This window comes from Sinorhizobium sp. KGO-5 (assembly GCF_036245905.1).
In the GTDB taxonomy this organism is placed as follows: domain Bacteria; phylum Pseudomonadota; class Alphaproteobacteria; order Rhizobiales; family Rhizobiaceae; genus Sinorhizobium; species Sinorhizobium meliloti_A.
Window position 1 is genome coordinate 798,298 of the sequence record NZ_BDIZ01000002.1, and the last position, 15,716, is coordinate 814,013.

Below are 15,716 nucleotides of genomic sequence, written 5' to 3' on the forward strand. Positions count from 1 at the left end.
TCGGGCGGCCACGCCGCCGCCCGAGCGACCCGTCGGATAATTTCAAAAACCGCAAGTAAATCGAAACGATTGCTGCAATTGTTGGTAAGACGGTAACCAGCCAATATCGCTCCATCAAACGCAGCCGCTCGATCAGATCGGCGAACATGCAGGAGCAGATATGACCCACCAATCCCATATGTCGAATCCAGTCCGGAGCAGTCTGGCACGCATCGTCGCCTCTCCGGTCACGCGAACCGTGTCGCTGCTTGCGCTCTGCGCCGCCTACATCCAGGGTCCGCTCACCAAGATCTTCGATTTCAACGGCGCACTGGCCGAAATGGACCACTTCGGTCTCCACCCAGCCGCCTTCTTCGCAGTCGCCGTCATCGTGTTCGAACTCGCGGCTTCAGCCATGGTGGTCTCGGGCTTCCTGCGTTGGGCAGGCGCCCTGGCGCTGGCTGGCTTCACACTTCTCGCCACCTTCATCGCTCTCCGCTTCTGGGAGATGGCTCCCGGCATGGACCGCATGATGGCGACCAACGCCTTCTTTGAACATCTTGGCCTCGCTGGCGCATTCCTCTTCGTCGCCGCATTCGACCTCACCAAGGGAGCAGGCAAATGAGCGCGGCAAAAGCATCCGGCGGAACCTTCGCGCCACTCGCACAGCCTGTGTTTGCGGTTCTCTGGATCGCCACCGTCCTTGGCAATACCGGAAGCTTCATGCGCGACGTCGCAAGCTCCTGGCTGATGACGGATCTTTCGGCATCGCCGGCCGCGGTCGCCATGGTCCAGGCCGCCGGAACCCTGCCGATCTTCCTGCTCGCCATTCCTGCGGGCGTTCTCACCGACATCCTCGACCGCCGCAAGTTCCTGATCGCCGTCCAGCTCCTGCTGGCATCCGTCAGCATCTCCCTGATGGTCCTTTCGCAGATCGGCATGCTTTCGGTCAGCGCACTTATCGGCCTAACCTTTCTAGGCGGCATTGGGGCGGCGCTGATGGGCCCGACCTGGCAAGCGATCGTGCCGGAACTGGTAAAGCGGGAAGACGTGAAAAGCGCTGTCGCCCTTAACTCGCTTGGCATCAACATCGCCCGGTCCATAGGACCGGCCGCTGGCGGTCTGCTTCTCGCCGCCTTTGGAGCAGGGATTACCTACGGGGCGGACGTTGCGAGCTACATCGGGGTCATCGCCGCTCTGCTTTGGTGGCCGCGCGCCAAGAACGCCAGCGACGCGCTTCAGGAGAACTTCTTCGGTGCCTTCCGAGCAGGACTTCGATACACCCGTTCCAGCAGGCCGCTGCATGTGGTTCTCCTCCGTGCGACGATCTTCTTCGCCTTTGCCAGCGCGGTTTGGGCGCTCCTTCCTCTGGTTGCCCGGCAACTGCTCGGTGGTGATGCCAGCTTCTACGGGATCCTGCTTGGCGCGGTCGGCGCTGGTGCAATCGGGGGAGCACTCGTGATGCCAAAGCTGCGTCAACGCCTGAACTCCGACGGCCTGCTTCTCGGCGCCGCCATCATCACCGCGGTCGCCATGGTTGTGCTTGCACTTGCACCGCCGAAGATCGTCGCCATCACTGTCCTCCTCTTCCTCGGCGCCGCCTGGATTACCGCCCTGACAACGCTGAACGGCACAGCGCAGTCGGTGCTGCCAAACTGGGTTCGCGGTCGCGGACTCGCCGTCTACCTGACCGTCTTCAACGGCGCGATGACTGCGGGCAGCCTCGGCTGGGGTGCAATCGGCGAGGCCGTCGGCATCCAGTCTACCCTGCTCATTGGCGCGGCAGGTCTGCTTGTCGCAGGGTTCGTCATGCACCGCATCAAACTCCCGGCGGGCGAAGCCGACCTGGTGCCGTCGAACCACTGGCCCGAGCCGCTTGCCGCCGAACCGGTCGCCCAGGACCGCGGCCCGGTTCTGATCCTGATCGAATACCAGGTGGAGAAGCATCACCGTAGTGCCTTTCTGCACGCGGTCGACCAGCTCTCCCAGGAACGTCGCCGCGATGGGGCCTATGGCTGGGGCGTCACCGAAGACTCAGCCGACCCTGAGAAGATCGTCGAATGGTTCATGGTCGAGTCCTGGGCCGAGCATCTTCGTCAGCACAAGCGGGTATCGAACGCCGACGCCGACCTGCAAGGCAAGGTTCTCGCCTTCCATGCCGGAGCAGAAAAGCCTGTCGTTCGCCACTTCCTGACAATCAACCGACCGGGCACTGCCTGACGGGGTAACAGCGGGGTGACCTCCGCCTTCGGATAATTTCCAAAATCGCAATAAACTCGAAACTATTGCTGCAATTGTTGATCGGGCGACTTCCGCTAGATTGAAAGCGTCAGACAACGGCAGCTCACCGAACGCTCAACGCGTGCTGCATTATAAAACAAAGGAGCTACTACAATGGCATACATCACGACTAACGACGGCGTCGAAATCTTCTACAAGGACTGGGGTCCGAAGGACGCGCAGCCGATCGTCTTCCACCACGGCTGGCCGCTGTCCTCGGACGACTGGGACGCGCAGATGCTGTTCTTCCTCCGCCACGGCTATCGGGTCGTCGCCCATGACCGCCGCGGCCACGGCCGTTCCGCCCAGATCTCTGAGGGGCACGACATGGACCATTATGCCGCCGACGCCTTTGCGGTCGCCGAAGCTCTTGATCTCAAGAACGCCGTCCATATCGGCCACTCCACCGGCGGCGGCGAAGTTGCCCGTTATGTTGCCAAACACGGGGAGCCTGCAGGCCGCGTTGCCAAGGCCGTTTTGGTTTCCGCCGTTCCGCCGCTGATGCTGAAGACCGAAAGCAATCCGGAAGGCCTGCCGATGGAAGTCTTCGACGGTTTCCGCTCGGCACTCACCGCCAACCGCGCGCAGTTCTTCCGCGACGTTCCCGCTGGCCCATTCTACGGCTTCAATCGCGACGGCGCGACCGTTCAGGAAGGCGTAATCCAGAATTGGTGGCGGCAGGGCATGATGGGCAGCGCCAAGGCTCATTACGACGGCATCAAGGCCTTCTCCGAGACCGATCAGACGGAAGACCTCAAGGCAATCAGTGTGCCGACACTCGTGCTGCATGGCGAAGACGACCAGATTGTGCCGATCGCCGATTCGGCACTCAAGTCGATCCAGCTTCTGAAGAATGGTACGCTCAAGACCTATCCCGGCTTCTCGCACGGCATGCTTACCGTCAATGCCGATGTTCTCAACGCCGACCTGCTGGCCTTCGTCCAGGCTTGATCAGAGCCTGCGGCGGGAGCGGCCTCTAGCACATCCGCCGCCTCGAACAGCCCGAGAAAGACCTAATCACGACCCTCTCCAAGGAGACGACTATGCCCACCAACAAATCCGCAAAGAAGATCGCCAACCACGGCGTTGTCTGGGAGCAGGCCTTCGGTTACGTCGAGGCCGTGCAGGTCAAGGACACCATCTACATCTCCGGGCAGTTGAGCCACGGTGATGACGGCAAGCTCGTTGCTCCAGCCGAGCTCGATGATAACGGCGTCCCTCCGACTTCTCGCAGATGGAAGCGCAAATTCGTCAGACTTACGTCAATACCAAGAAGCTGCTTGCGGAATTTGGCGCCACTCTCGACGATGTCGTTGAAGAGACGCTTTACGTCCTGGATGTTCCGAGCGCTTTTGAAGCCGGATCAAAGATCCGCAAGGAGATGTACGGAACGGGCATACCCCAGTGCGCCAGCAATCTGATCGGCGTCACTGCATTGGCGTTTCCGGAACAGATCGTTGAGATCACATTCCGAGCCGTTATCGATCGTCCCGCTGACTGACTGCTCAAAGTCCACGTCATTAACCGCCGGACACGACCGAGCTTCGGCGGCCATCTCCTCAGAACGGTGACCAAGATGGAAAGAAGACCTGCCAACAAGACACGTGCCCCAATTGCTCTGCAATTGACGCCTGATCTTGTTGCCAGAACGCTCAAGGTTGTCGAAGATGAAGGCCCGGAGCCCAATTGGACGCCGATTTCATCTCAGCAACTCGAAGAGCTCATGAAGCGGGTTGAGGAGGAGGTCGCGGACGAGGATATATGGGTATTCGCCTACGGATCCCTGATGTGGAATCCTGGTTTTGAGCCTTCTGCACGCGAAGCTGCCGTCGTCCATGGATGGCACAGGGCGTTCTCGCTTCGGATTGAACGCCTTAGGGCGACCACTGATGCGCCCGGCCTCATGCTAGCACTTAGACCTGGAGGAAGCTGCTCTGGTGTCGCTTTGAAGATGTCCCGAAGCCAAAGGCAACAGGACATTCGCCGCCTTCTCGCACGAGAGATCCGCTATGCGGAGGTCTGCGAGATGATCCGCTGGGTGTCTGCTCGGACTCCTTCGGGCCCCCGGCGTGCGCTCACCTTCTGGGCAAGTCCAAAAACCTCGCTGTTGACCGAGAAGATTGCGCTTGACGAAGCCGCTGGGCTCATTGCCCAGGCATGCGGACCGGCGGGATCCTGCGCAGAATATCTGTACCGCGCCGTTTCCTACCTCGCAGACAGGCGCGTCTACGATCGCAACTTATGGCGGCTTCAGGCGCTGGTGGCAGCAAAGATTCAGAATTTGAACGGGGGACAGCTTTCTCCTCTTTCGGATCTGGATCGAGCGGTATCGCTCGCACTTGGCTCTGGTTTCAAGGCCGCAATAGGCGGACGTTAACGCGCTGCCCACAACCCAATGTCCTCTTTCACAAGTGCCACTACTTGCATCGATATGGATATCGAGAGCATAACTGCCGCCGGTATAATGGCGGCGTAATCACCTTCAGGATGTCCAAGAACGGAAATAATTGCCGCTCGCCCGTCCTGTTGACTGATGCCCAAAGCCAGGGCACAAGGGTGGCATCAACGGTCGCTCGCGACGGGTAAAGACAAGGAAAACAAAGACGAATTCTCTAAGTCATTGCAATCATGTGAGAATCCAAAGCCCCCAGGCAAGCCGTTTGGGGACCCATTCCCTCAGTTCCGTAGCCGCATTTCCCCAGTAGAAAAAGCGATGTCTTCGCAGCTACTTGCGTGATCTGACCGCGACAATCCTACGGGGTTCCGGCGGATACTGCAGTATCCTCACGAGGTGGCTGGGGACCCGTGGGCAATGACCGCAACGGGCCGGTGGCGGTCTGTCCGCTCTTGGTTCCCGCTTCTCGAAAGCAGACATCGGCGTGCGGTGCGTCGACGGCTCATTTGTGGCGGCAAGCGGTGACCAAATAGTCAGAGCCAGCGGCGAACCTCGGCCTTGTAGCGGCGGTAGTCGTCGCCGAACTTCGCTTCGAGATAGCGCTCCTCGCGGGCAATCACCTGCGTCTGGATCGCGATCAGCACCAACGGGAGCAATGCGAAGGCGATCGGCCCGTCGAAGCCGATCGCAAGACCGGCATAGATAAGCGCCATGCCGAGATACATCGGATTGCGGGTCCACCGATAAGGACCGGTTGTTGCGATGAGGGTCGTTGGCTGCGACGGCGGAACGTTGGTGCCCAGCCGCCGGAACAGCCCCGCCGCCGCAAGCATCATCGCCGCGCCGGCAACGAACAGAAGCGCGCCCGTCGCGACAAGCAACCGCCAGTCGATGCCGAACGAGCGCAGGGTGACGAACCGCTCCGCCGCCAGCCCCAACAGCAGCGCTCCCAGATAGACGAAGGGCGGAGGGAAGCGCACACCCGCGCTGTCCGGTTCGACGGCCATACTCATCTCCAATCTGTGATCTCAAACCAGCATCGACTGCTGGGCGGAGATACCCGCCGTCGCGCCCTGCGATATTGCCGTGGTGACCGAGGCCATGGCTGGGTTTGCAAGATCGCCGGCGGCATAAATGCCGGGTATGCTGGTTTCGCGACGCTCGTCGACCTTGAGGGCGATGCCAAAGGGTGTATCGACCGTGGCGAGGCCCAGTGATTCATACAGGCTTGCGGACGGTTTGTTGCGCGGATGCGCGAACAAGATATCGACTGCGACATCGGGGGCGGTATCGAGCTTGACGGTGGCACTATGGCCCCTGTGACGGGCGATTTCGGTGATCCGGCCATCAACGACAGGTATGTGGCGGCTCGCCAGATCGGCCCGGATATCGGGTGCAATGTCGTGACCATCTGCGAAGACCGTCAACGTGTCGGTCCAATCCTGGTACAGCCTGACATAATTATGCGACGGCGGGCCGGACCAGACAAGGCCCCAATGCTGAGTGGCGACTTCAAAGCCATCGCAATAGGGGCAGGGCACGATGGATGTGCCCCAGCTTTCGGCAAAGCCTGGAACAGCAGGCATCTGGTCGACGACGCCATAGCTCAGGATCAGGCGGCGCGCCCCATGGCTTTCGCCATCGCCAGTGAGGACGGAGAAATTGTCGATGGTGCCGGAGACGCTGTCGGCCCGGGCATTGACCAGCCTGATCGTGGGATAACGCGTCAGCTGCTGCCGCGCCTCGGCCAGGATGTCCAGCGGTGGCTTGTGATCGTGGCCGAGCAGACCATGCGAGTGGCTGGCGAAGCGGTTGCGCGGCAGGCCGGTATCGAGAACGGTGACCTTGCGGCGGGCACGGCCGAGCTGCAGGGCGGCGGCGAGGCCGGCAAAGCTGCCGCCGATGATGATGACGTTATCCATAGTGATGCGCTCCGTTTGACGGGTGGAGGGGCTGGGCTGTCCTTGGCGCGAAAGCGGCCGCAGGAAACTTAATTTGGAGGACAGGGCAAATCCAACCTTTGGCTTGCTTATTTCGGATACTATATGGTATCGTAATTCATGAATAACGATACTGTCAAGGACTGGAATTGTCGTGAGCGAAAATAATCGGGGCCGGCGCGGCCGGCCCGCCAACGAGGCGCTTGGCCAAACAATTGTGGACGCAGCGGGCGAACTCTTTGCTGAACTGGGGTTTCAGGGGACGACATTGGACAAGGTCGCCCAGCGGGCAAAGATATCCAAGCTCAGTATCTACAGGCACTTCGAGAACAAAGAGGCGCTGTTCGGCGCTGCCTTCACGGCCCGCTGCCAGCAGTTTGTACCAGAGACCCTTTTTGAAGGTGTCGACGGTTCGGCCGAAGCTCAGCTCATGGCTGTGGGATCATCGCTGCTCCGCACGCTGTTGCGCCCGGACGTCCGCAGTGTCGAAGCCATGGTCATGGCCGACACGCCGAATCAAAAGTCCCTGAGTAAGGTCCATTACGAAGCCGGCCCCGCCCATGTGATCGCCCAAATCGAGGCCCTTTTGCGTCAGTTGCACGCAAAGGCGGTTCTGAACGTCCCCCATCCTCTCCGGTCCGCCCGCTTGTTTGCCGCGCTTTTCAAAGGATCCGATCTTCTAATAATCGCACGCTTCGATGAGGCGAGAGCAGAGGACGATAACGAAATCGAATCCTATTGCCGGTCGGCCGTCGCCATGTTCATCGCCGCGCACGGTGGCAGCGACCACGCAGGCGGATAGCCTAGACGAGGCCGCGAAGGAGTATATGCTTGATGTTTTGGATGCCCGCATTGCCATCAACGCCTTGCGCGGTGTTCCAGGACCTGTGACAGGCGGCGTACTACCACCCCATTAGTGCCGGCTTAGCAGACCGCCAGCTTTCGGGAAACTGCAACGGTGGTCTGAATGGCGGAAATGGGGCGCAAAGCGGCCAATCACGACTCCGCTTTTGAGGGTCCGCAACGGGTGGACAGCGGAAGTTCCTTGGGATGGCGCTGAGTGACCGCTTTACGCCAAGTTGTGTATGTTGGCGCTCGACCAACAATCGTACAACCCAGATGCGACTGGAACTGCTTGGACTGACTGGAGGTCCAGTCATGGTGATCGAAAACGCGTATCGACGCGCTGATCAGCGCTGAGCCGCGTTGCCAGACGGCTTGCAGCGGCAAAGCTCGCTCGTGTGTCAGGTCGCGGCTCATCAGTGCGGGAGCAGGCTGGCGGCCAAAACGCCTGCTGCTAACTGTCGAGCTGGTCGCAATCAAATGGCAATTCCCGCGCTACTTCATGTGGTGTCTTCGCGAGAAGAGCGACCGGCCACATAGCGCCAAAATACATGCGCGCGGCCAAAGAGACCGACCAGCAGGAGCGACTTTTCCGGATCTGCCAGATTGCTCCCGTCCTTTCTCGATTGAGACCCTAGCGGGTCCAGCTTTTGCCGCGGTTAATGATACTGCAACCACTCCGGTGAAATTTTTCAACATATACAGTTTACGCGAGTACTGAACGCTGATGATATGTCATCTGTAGGGCATCTGTCCAAAAGTTGCTGTTGAGGTTGCGCATGGATGTCGTGAGCTTGGATCACTTTGCGCCGTGTGTCGGAGAGGGATTTGATGTCGACATGGGCACGGGGTCGCTGGCGCTGACTTTGGCCGAGGCTAGCCCGCTGCCGGGTCACAATCTTTCATGGCTCCGGCGCGCCCCCTTTTCCCTGTTGTTCCGCAGCGGCTCGCCCATCGTGCTGCCCCAACGGACATACCGGCTGAAACATGCCCGGCTCGGATCGATCGAGGTGTTTCTTGTGCCGATTGCTCGCGACCGGAGCGGAATCCTCTATCAGGCGATCTACAATTGATCCGCACGCCCGCCTGAACCCTCGATGCGCCAGCGCATGCGAAAGTGCGTCTCGCTTTCCCCGTCCTCGATAAAACCCAAGCGACGATAGAGCCGCCGCCCCCCAGAATTGTCACGGGCGACATGGAGCGAGATGCGGGATGCGCGCGTCTCGCTGGCATTCGACTGCAGCCTCGTCAGGAGAGCCGTGGCAATGCCCCGGTTTCTGAAGGATGGCAGCAGGCTGATGTCGAGAATGTGCCAGGTGTCGATGTTTCGATCGATATAAAGGCGACCGGCCGGCGCAAGGCCTTCCTGAATCAGGAGAAAATCCGCCCTGGGGAAGGCGGCGAGATAATGGCGGTGCTGGAGATCGAACTGGCTGTCCAGGAACTCCTGCCGTTCATCCGAAGTCCAGGGAATCGCGGCCAGTTCATCGAGCCTAAGCGTTCGATAAAGCTCTCTCAGGAAAGGAATGTCGGAAGACGAGGCGGGGCGCACCCCCATTTGCGCCAATGCTTCCTTCCCCCAGTCGCTGGCTGGGAAATCCGGGAGAGGGAAGCCCCTGCCCATCGTCATCCGCCAAACGAAGGGTACTCGCCTGCAAGCGCGATGCTGAAGTTGACGGCAAGGTAGGGCTGCTGGTTCTCGTGGGCCTGGCTGCCGCCCGCCGGCCCGATCATGGCGGGCGCGAATTGCGCGTCCGGTTCCGCGCCGCTCGCAAATGGCGAGCTCGACGTCGGCGAAGCGAGCGAATTACCCGTGCTTGGCGAGGCGGCCCGTTTGCTCGGGTCATTCTGGTTATAGACCGTGAAGGCATGTGTGTGGGACGGCATCTGCGTCAGGGTCAGCGTGACGGCTGCCTCTCCGAAGGTGTCACCTGCGACACGCGGGGTCAGCCCGATGCCGGTGCCCTGGCTGCAGGCGGCGCGTGCGGCGAAGTTCGGCAATTGGAAGGTCGTGTGGCCGTCGCCGCCGTACTCCGTTCCGAGCAAGCTGAACAGTGCCGAGTTCTGCTGAATCGGCAACAACGCGCCATTGCAGAAGGCCCAGCCGCGCGGCGCGAAATTAAAGCCGAAAAGCTGGATTTCGCCGATGAATGGTGTGGTCATTATCGTGTCCTCGCAAGGAGTAGGGCAGGGGTGCGGTGGACCGTCGCCCGGTCAACTCGGGCTTGGGTAAATCCCGGCCCAGGCGATACAGAATTGCGCGGCAAGCGTCGGCATCGTGTTATCATGCGGAGAGGTATAGCCGGCCGCGCCCGTCGAGGCGGGCGAGGTGACGAACGGAGACGATCCGCTGGTATCGGTGACGTAGAGCGTGTCGCCCGTAAGCGCGCCGAGCTCGACCGACGTCGAGATCGAGGATTCGGTTGCCGGCGATGTCGTCGCATTCATGGCGTGCCCATGCGAAGGTATCTGGCTTGGCAGCAGCGTGACGTTTTCCGAGCCGCCGATCTCGCCGATCATTCGCTCGGTCAGACCCGGCCCAGTACCGTAGTGCAAGGGCACGCGCCCGGCGAGATTGGGGACGGCAAAGGTTGTCACGCCGTCGCCGCCGTAAATGGTTCCGATGAGCGTAAACAGGTCCTCGTAGACCGAGATCGACCACTTGGATCCATCGCAAGGCAGCCAGCCATTGGGGACCTTTGGGAAGCCGAACAGACGGATTTCTCCGACGAAGGGTTCACTCATCACCGCTTCTCCTGTTGCCAGAGCGCAATGCGCTCCCATCCGTTCGCGCCACCGCTCTACCTGTTTGTCTTCGCCGCATTTGTGCGACCACAGGTGATTCCACCTGACTGCAAAATGCTTTAGCCTCGCGACGGAAAGATGCCGGCAATCGCGACGCAGAAGTTGATGACGCCATAGGGCTGCATGTTCGCGTGGGGCTGCCCTCCGCCCGTTGGAGCCACCGTATTGCCGGAAAGCATCACTTGCGGCCCGCTCGCGGGGCCGTAAATATCGGCGGAATTCGTGCCGAAGAGATCGTCCGTCGGATTGCGTCCGGTGCCGTTGGCGGATGTGCCGTTTGCCTGATGCGCATGCGTCGGCAGTTGGTCGAGCGAGAGCGTAACGCTCTCGGATCCGCCGAAATCGCCCAGAACAAAGGGTGTCGGATTCCAGCTCGAATCGGCGGAGGTGCCGATGCCGACGGGGGTGCGCCCCTGCAGGTTCGGCAATGCGAAACTGGTTGTCCCATTGCCGCCATAGGCGGTTCCAAACAGCGAGAAGAGGGCGCTGTTCTGGCTGATGGGTAGCAAGCCGCCGTTTGCCAGTGCAAAGCCGCGTGGCGCGAATTCGAATCCTGCCATCATGATCTGCCCCAGAAAAACCTCGGCCATGGTCATGCCTCCGAACCGTCATGTATTCCAGGTTGTCTAATTGCGTGCATCTTCTCCTGTTGGATGCGTTCTTTCAAGCCGTGCTCCTCGGCCTTGGTAAAAAACTCTTAAGCGGCGTCTCACTTCCGGATTCATCCAGGAGTGCTATTGCGCAAATCAACGCACGTCATTATAGCTCCAAATACATGTTTCGGTTGTGAATATTTATTTAAGCGCACGCTGAGATAGCTGGCGGGGGAAAAGATGCATCACACCGGCTTGCCGCACCGGGCCACCGGACGCCGCATGATCGTCGCCGTCTGGACGGCACTTCTGGTCTTGGGGTTCATCGTCTTTCTGGCTCACGGGCCCGCCGCGGCTGCGCCATCGCCGAACTGCGGTCCGTTCAATGTCAGCGTCACCCATGGCGGTTCGGTCGTCATCGATGCCAGCATGTGTGACGGGCCGGACGATTTTGGGATCGGTCTCTTGAAGACCCCTCCTTCTCACGGCACGGTCACGATAGACACGATAGCGACGCAATCGGTCACCTATACGCATTTCGGCGGCAGCGACACGGCGACGAGCGACAGCTTCGTCTTCGACGACGGCCTCGGAAATGACGTTCAAGTCAACGTCACAATCGGCGCCGCCCCGACGATCACCATCAGCCCGCCGACGCTCCCATCAGCGACGGTGGCCAGTGCCTATAGCGAGACGATTTCTGCCAGCGGCGGCACGGCGCCCTATACCTTCGCGGTTACTGCCGGAGCGCTTCCCTCTGGCCTGAGCCTGTCCTCGGCCGGCATCTTAACCGGTACGCCGACGGCGGGTGGAACGTTCAACTTTACGGTGACCGCGGCGGATGCCGGGTCCGTTTCCGGAGCGCAGGCCTACACGCTGACGGTCGCTCCGCCAGCGATGACATTGCCGGCAACGGCCCTTGCAGACGGAACCGTAGGAACCGCCTATTCCGGATCGCTCAATTCTGCCACGGGGGGGGCCGCGCCCTATACTTATGCGCTGACGAGCGGAGCGCTGCCGACCGGATTGGCGCTTGGCGCCGCCAACGGACAAATCACCGGCACGCCGACCTCGCCGGGAACGTTCAACTTCACCGTCACGGCAACGGACAGCAGCACGGGCACGGGGCCGTACACGGCTTCCAACGCCTATGCGATTACCATCGCCGATGCGATCCCCGTAGCAAATCCGGTCTTTGCGATCGTTGCCTATGGCAGCGGCGCTAACCCGATCACCCTCAACATAACCGGGGGCACGGCGACATCCGTGTCCATCGCCACGGCACCTCTACACGGCACGGCGATCGCCTCGGGGACCAGCATCACCTATCAGCCCGAAGCGGGCTATGGCGGAGCAGACAGCTTTACCTATACAGCGAGCAACGGCACCGGAACCTCGGCGCCGGCAACGGTCAGCATCACGGTTTCCGACCCGACCCTTTTGATCACCGCCGGCGGCTCGTTAACCGCCCAGATCGGCACGGCTTACAGCCAGACATTCAGCGCTTCCGGTGGGGCGGCACCCTACAGCATTGGCGTCACCGGCTTGCCAGCCGGCCTGGCGGTAACGGGAACCTCCACCACGAGCGTCACGGTCTCCGGCACGCCGAGCGAGAGCGGCAGCTTTGGCCTGACCGTGACCGCCACCGACAGCAGTACGGGAACCGGCCCGTTCAGCGCGGCGCAGCCATTTACCCTCACAGTTTCTGCCCCGACGATCGCCATCTCGCCATCCTCGGGCACCCTGAACCTCGCTTATGCGACGACGTTCACCCAGACCTTTGGCGCCAACGGCGGTACCGCTCCCTACAGATTCTCGCTGACCGGCACTCTGCCCACCGGCCTGTCCTTCGACACAGCGACGGCGACGCTTAGCGGCACGCCGGTCCAGACAGGTACCTTTTCTATTTCGGTGACGGCCGAAGACAGCTCATCCGGAACCGGTGGGCCGTTCTCGGATACCGCGAACTACGTGCTGCAGGTCGGTGCGCCAACGATCGCCATCGATCCTGCGACGCTGCCGAATGCGACCGCGGGCACCGCTTACAGCGCGACATTGTCGGCATCCGGCGGCGTCGGACCCTACGGTTTCGCGCCGACGGCAGGGACATTGCCGGCCGGGCTGTCGCTCTCTTCGGCCGGCGTGCTCTCAGGCGTGCCGACGGAGTCGGGAACATTCGGCCTTACCGTGACGGCAACCGACGCGAATGGACAAACGGGGGCGAGAGCCTACAGCCTGACGGTCGGCACCGGCGGGCTCAGCATTTCGCCGACGACGCTGCCCGCGGCCACTGCGGGTGTCGCCTATAGCCAGGCGCTGACGGCGAGCGGCGGTGTCGCGCCCTATAGCTTCAGCGTCACCGGCGGCGCCCTGCCGGCAGGCGTGAGCCTGAGCGCCTCCGGCCTGCTCTCGGGAACCCCTACGTCCGCAGGGTCCTTCAACTTCGACGTGACCCTAACAGACGCGACCGGCGGCACGCCGTCGACGACGACGGCATCCTATACGCTCGCGGTCTCCAGTCCGACCATCACCATTACACCCGCGACGATCGCGAACGGCGTCGCCGGCCACTCCTACAGCCAGTCGCTGACGGCGAGCGGCGGCACTGCACCCTACACCTTCAGCATCGGCGCCGGGGCCTTGCCCGCGGGGCTATCTCTGGCGGCTGGCGGGGAGATATCCGGAACGCCGACAACGGCGGGTAGCTACAGCTTCACTGTCGTTGCGACGGACGCGCAGAATTTCACCGGGTCGGCCGCCTACAGCGTAACCGTCGCCGATGCAGTACCGGTTGCCAATCCCGACTCGGCAACCGCCGTCGCAGGTCAATCGGCGACGATCGATGTAACCGCCAATGACGTGGGGGCGATCTCGTCCATCGAGATCGTCCAGGATCCGGCGAATGGCAGCGCCGCCTTGAGCGGCAATTCGATCGTCTATACCTCGGAGGCGTCGTTCGGCGGGACGGATACGCTCACCTACCGGGCGCTTGGGCCAGCGGGCAGTTCGTCGGCCGCGACCGTCACGATCGAGGTCAATCCGCGTCCGATTCCGCTATCGCGGCGCATCGATGTCGTGATGGGCAGTACGGTCACCATCGATCTTGCGGCCGGTGCCAGCGGAGGGCCGTTCACCGGCGCCTCGTTGATTTCCCTGTCACCGCCGGATGCCGGAAGCGCGTCGCTATCCGGTCAGCAATTGACCTTTACCGCCGACCCGGAATTCGAGGGCGCGGCAACGGCGACATTCACGCTCAGCAATGCCTTCGCAACGTCCGAGCCGACGGCAATCTATCTCGATGTGTCCGCCAGGCCCGATCCGACGCTCGATGCCGAGGTGATGGGCATATTGAACGCGCAAACGGCGGCGACGCGCCGCTTTGCAACGACGCAGATCGCAAATTTCCATCAGCGGCTCGAGGCGCTGCACGAAGCCGGCGGGCGAGGGGGTGAACCTGCGGACGGCGTCAGCTTCTTCCAGGGCATTGCCCTTTCCTTCGCGGATGCCTGCCGTGGTCGTGGAACTACACTCAGGCCCGAAGAATGCGGAGGAGGGCAGGTGACGCCGGGGAACGCTCTGTTCCAGGCCGCGCTCGCCGATGAGGCGGCCGGTGGATCTGCGCAGCCAAAAGCAACGAAGGTGACGATCTGGACCGGCGGTTCGATCAATGTCGGTGATCGTGATGGCGGGGATGGCTTCGAGTTCGAGACGACGGGTTTGAGCGGCGGCGTCGATTACCGGTTTAATCGCGATCTGGCGATCGGGGTCGGCCTCGGCTATGGCCATGACGACAGCGACGTCGGCAACAACGGAAGCCGCAGCAAGGGGGACAGCTACACCGCTGCGATCTACGGCAGCTACCTGCCCGCAGAGAACTTCTTCATCGATGGCTTGCTTGGATATCAGTGGCTGTCATTCGACTCCAAGAGATATGTGACATCGACCGGGGACTTCGCATTTGGAGAGCGGGATGGCAAGCAATGGTTCGCCTCGGTTTCGGCCGGCGGGCTTTTCGACGTCCAGGCTCTGCACCTTTCGCCCTATGCCCGGCTCGACGTCGCACGCGCCACGCTCGACGCCTTTACCGAAAGGGGAGATCCCTCGACGGCCCTCCGTTATGGCGAACAGGACATCACCACAACGACAGGCAGTCTGGGAGTGACGATGCGTTACGACCAGCCGACGAGCTTCGGCATCGTCTCGCCGGAACTCCGTCTCGAGTACCAGCATGACTTCGGGGGGGACAGCGCGGTCACGATGAACTACGCCGATATCTTCAGCGGTCCCACTTACCGCAGTTTCATCGATGGTCTCGATCGCGACCGCTTCATCGTCGGCGTGGGCGCCAACATTAAAACCTTGCAGGACTTCGCGATCCGCGTCGAATATCGGGGCATGCTCGGTATCGAAGGCGATACAGACCACGGTGTGCTTCTCAACGTGTCGAAGCAGTACTGAAAACGCCGGGGCAGGCCGGCGCCTTGCCGTGCAGACAGCGGCAACTCAAACGGCCTTCTTGCCTACTGGGGCTGTGAGCCCCGTGACATGTCAGATTGAGAAGACCCGGCCTGCGCTTTTGGAAAACTCTCCGAACAAAAATAACAAGGAAAAGCGCTGCAATCCATAGTTTTGTAGGGATGCGAATTTACTCGACTTGCGGTACTGTCCGCGTGCTGGGCGAATTTAATGCTCCTTAATCGCGAACTCCATTTCCGGTCGTCGACATCCATGTCGTGGCCCGTGAACTGCGTATGCGATCACATCTAGATATCGCCAGTAAACATCGCTTGCTCTGCAGTAATCTCAGGGAGGACTGTGGTTGGCTTAGGCGTGCGACAAGCACCCATGCAGTGTGATTATCATTCTTCATCACCTCAGGGA

General features: G+C 61.2%; 13 protein-coding genes and 1 pseudogene. 8 read left to right on the forward strand and 6 right to left on the reverse strand.

Annotated elements, in window-relative coordinates:
* The first annotated feature begins 160 nt into the window (after nt 1-160).
* The 5 genes and pseudogenes from BHD07_RS13060 to BHD07_RS13080 all read left to right on the forward strand — a co-directional run bounded on the left by BHD07_RS13060 (nt 161) and on the right by BHD07_RS13080 (nt 4,636).
* Nucleotides 161-604, forward strand: coding sequence for a DoxX family protein (locus BHD07_RS13060; protein ID WP_324765133.1), 444 nt, complete (start codon nt 161-163; stop codon nt 602-604).
* Nucleotides 601-2,199: an MFS transporter gene (locus tag BHD07_RS13065; RefSeq protein ID WP_338280612.1), complete on the forward strand. Its 1,599-nt coding sequence runs from the start codon at nt 601-603 to the stop codon at nt 2,197-2,199. The genes BHD07_RS13060 and BHD07_RS13065 overlap by 4 nt, the downstream gene beginning before the upstream one ends.
* A gap of 174 nt (nt 2,200-2,373) precedes the next feature.
* The gene (locus BHD07_RS13070) at nt 2,374-3,210 is read left to right on the forward strand and encodes an alpha/beta fold hydrolase (RefSeq protein WP_338280614.1); all 837 of its coding nucleotides are present in this window, start codon (nt 2,374-2,376) and stop codon (nt 3,208-3,210) included.
* 92 nt (nt 3,211-3,302) lie between these two features.
* Nucleotides 3,303-3,760: pseudogene (locus tag BHD07_RS13075) on the forward strand (Rid family hydrolase).
* Nucleotides 3,761-3,835: 75 nt separating this feature from the next.
* Nucleotides 3,836-4,636 carry a gamma-glutamylcyclotransferase gene (locus BHD07_RS13080; RefSeq protein WP_338280616.1) on the forward strand — a complete coding sequence of 267 codons (801 nt, stop codon included), beginning with the start codon at nt 3,836-3,838 and terminating at the stop codon, nt 4,634-4,636.
* Nucleotides 4,637-5,187: 551 nt separating this feature from the next.
* Here the strand turns inward: BHD07_RS13080 and BHD07_RS13085 are convergent.
* Entirely contained in the window at nt 5,188-5,661 is a 474-nt protein-coding gene (locus BHD07_RS13085; protein ID WP_027154429.1) for a methyltransferase family protein, read from the reverse strand.
* Between the two features lie 21 nt (nt 5,662-5,682).
* A complete protein-coding gene (locus tag BHD07_RS13090; protein WP_324765138.1) occupies nt 5,683-6,576 on the reverse strand; it encodes an NAD(P)/FAD-dependent oxidoreductase in 894 nt (297 codons plus the stop codon).
* Between the two features lie 172 nt (nt 6,577-6,748).
* On the opposite strand from BHD07_RS13090, the gene BHD07_RS13095 reads away from it, so the two are divergent.
* Both BHD07_RS13095 and BHD07_RS13100 read left to right on the forward strand, forming a co-directional pair.
* Nucleotides 6,749-7,396: a TetR/AcrR family transcriptional regulator gene (locus tag BHD07_RS13095; protein ID WP_324765139.1), complete on the forward strand. Its 648-nt coding sequence runs from the start codon at nt 6,749-6,751 to the stop codon at nt 7,394-7,396.
* Nucleotides 7,397-8,216: 820 nt separating this feature from the next.
* On the forward strand, nt 8,217-8,510 hold the full coding sequence (locus BHD07_RS13100) for a DUF6916 family protein (protein WP_324765140.1): 294 nt from the start codon (nt 8,217-8,219) through the stop codon (nt 8,508-8,510).
* Here the strand turns inward: BHD07_RS13100 and BHD07_RS13105 are convergent.
* The 4 genes from BHD07_RS13105 to BHD07_RS13120 all read right to left on the reverse strand — a co-directional run bounded on the left by BHD07_RS13105 (nt 8,501) and on the right by BHD07_RS13120 (nt 10,832).
* Complete coding sequence (locus tag BHD07_RS13105; protein ID WP_033057494.1) at nt 8,501-8,995, reverse strand: GNAT family N-acetyltransferase; 495 nt, start codon at nt 8,993-8,995, stop codon at nt 8,501-8,503. The two genes, BHD07_RS13100 and BHD07_RS13105, sit on opposite strands and share 10 nt — an antisense overlap.
* Nucleotides 8,996-9,063: 68 nt before the next feature.
* Nucleotides 9,064-9,600, reverse strand: coding sequence for a phage tail protein (locus BHD07_RS13110; protein WP_028000388.1), 537 nt, complete (start codon nt 9,598-9,600; stop codon nt 9,064-9,066).
* A gap of 51 nt (nt 9,601-9,651) precedes the next feature.
* A complete protein-coding gene (locus tag BHD07_RS13115) occupies nt 9,652-10,182 on the reverse strand; it encodes a phage tail protein (protein ID WP_338280627.1) in 531 nt (176 codons plus the stop codon).
* Nucleotides 10,183-10,301: 119 nt separating this feature from the next.
* Nucleotides 10,302-10,832 (reverse strand): phage tail protein, encoded by a 531-nt coding sequence (locus tag BHD07_RS13120; protein WP_324765143.1) that lies wholly within the window; start codon nt 10,830-10,832, stop codon nt 10,302-10,304.
* Between the two features lie 243 nt (nt 10,833-11,075).
* Between BHD07_RS13120 and BHD07_RS13125 the strand changes: the two genes are divergently transcribed.
* A complete protein-coding gene (locus BHD07_RS13125) occupies nt 11,076-15,293 on the forward strand; it encodes a putative Ig domain-containing protein (RefSeq protein ID WP_338280629.1) in 4,218 nt (1,405 codons plus the stop codon).
* Nucleotides 15,294-15,716: the final 423 nt, after the last annotated feature.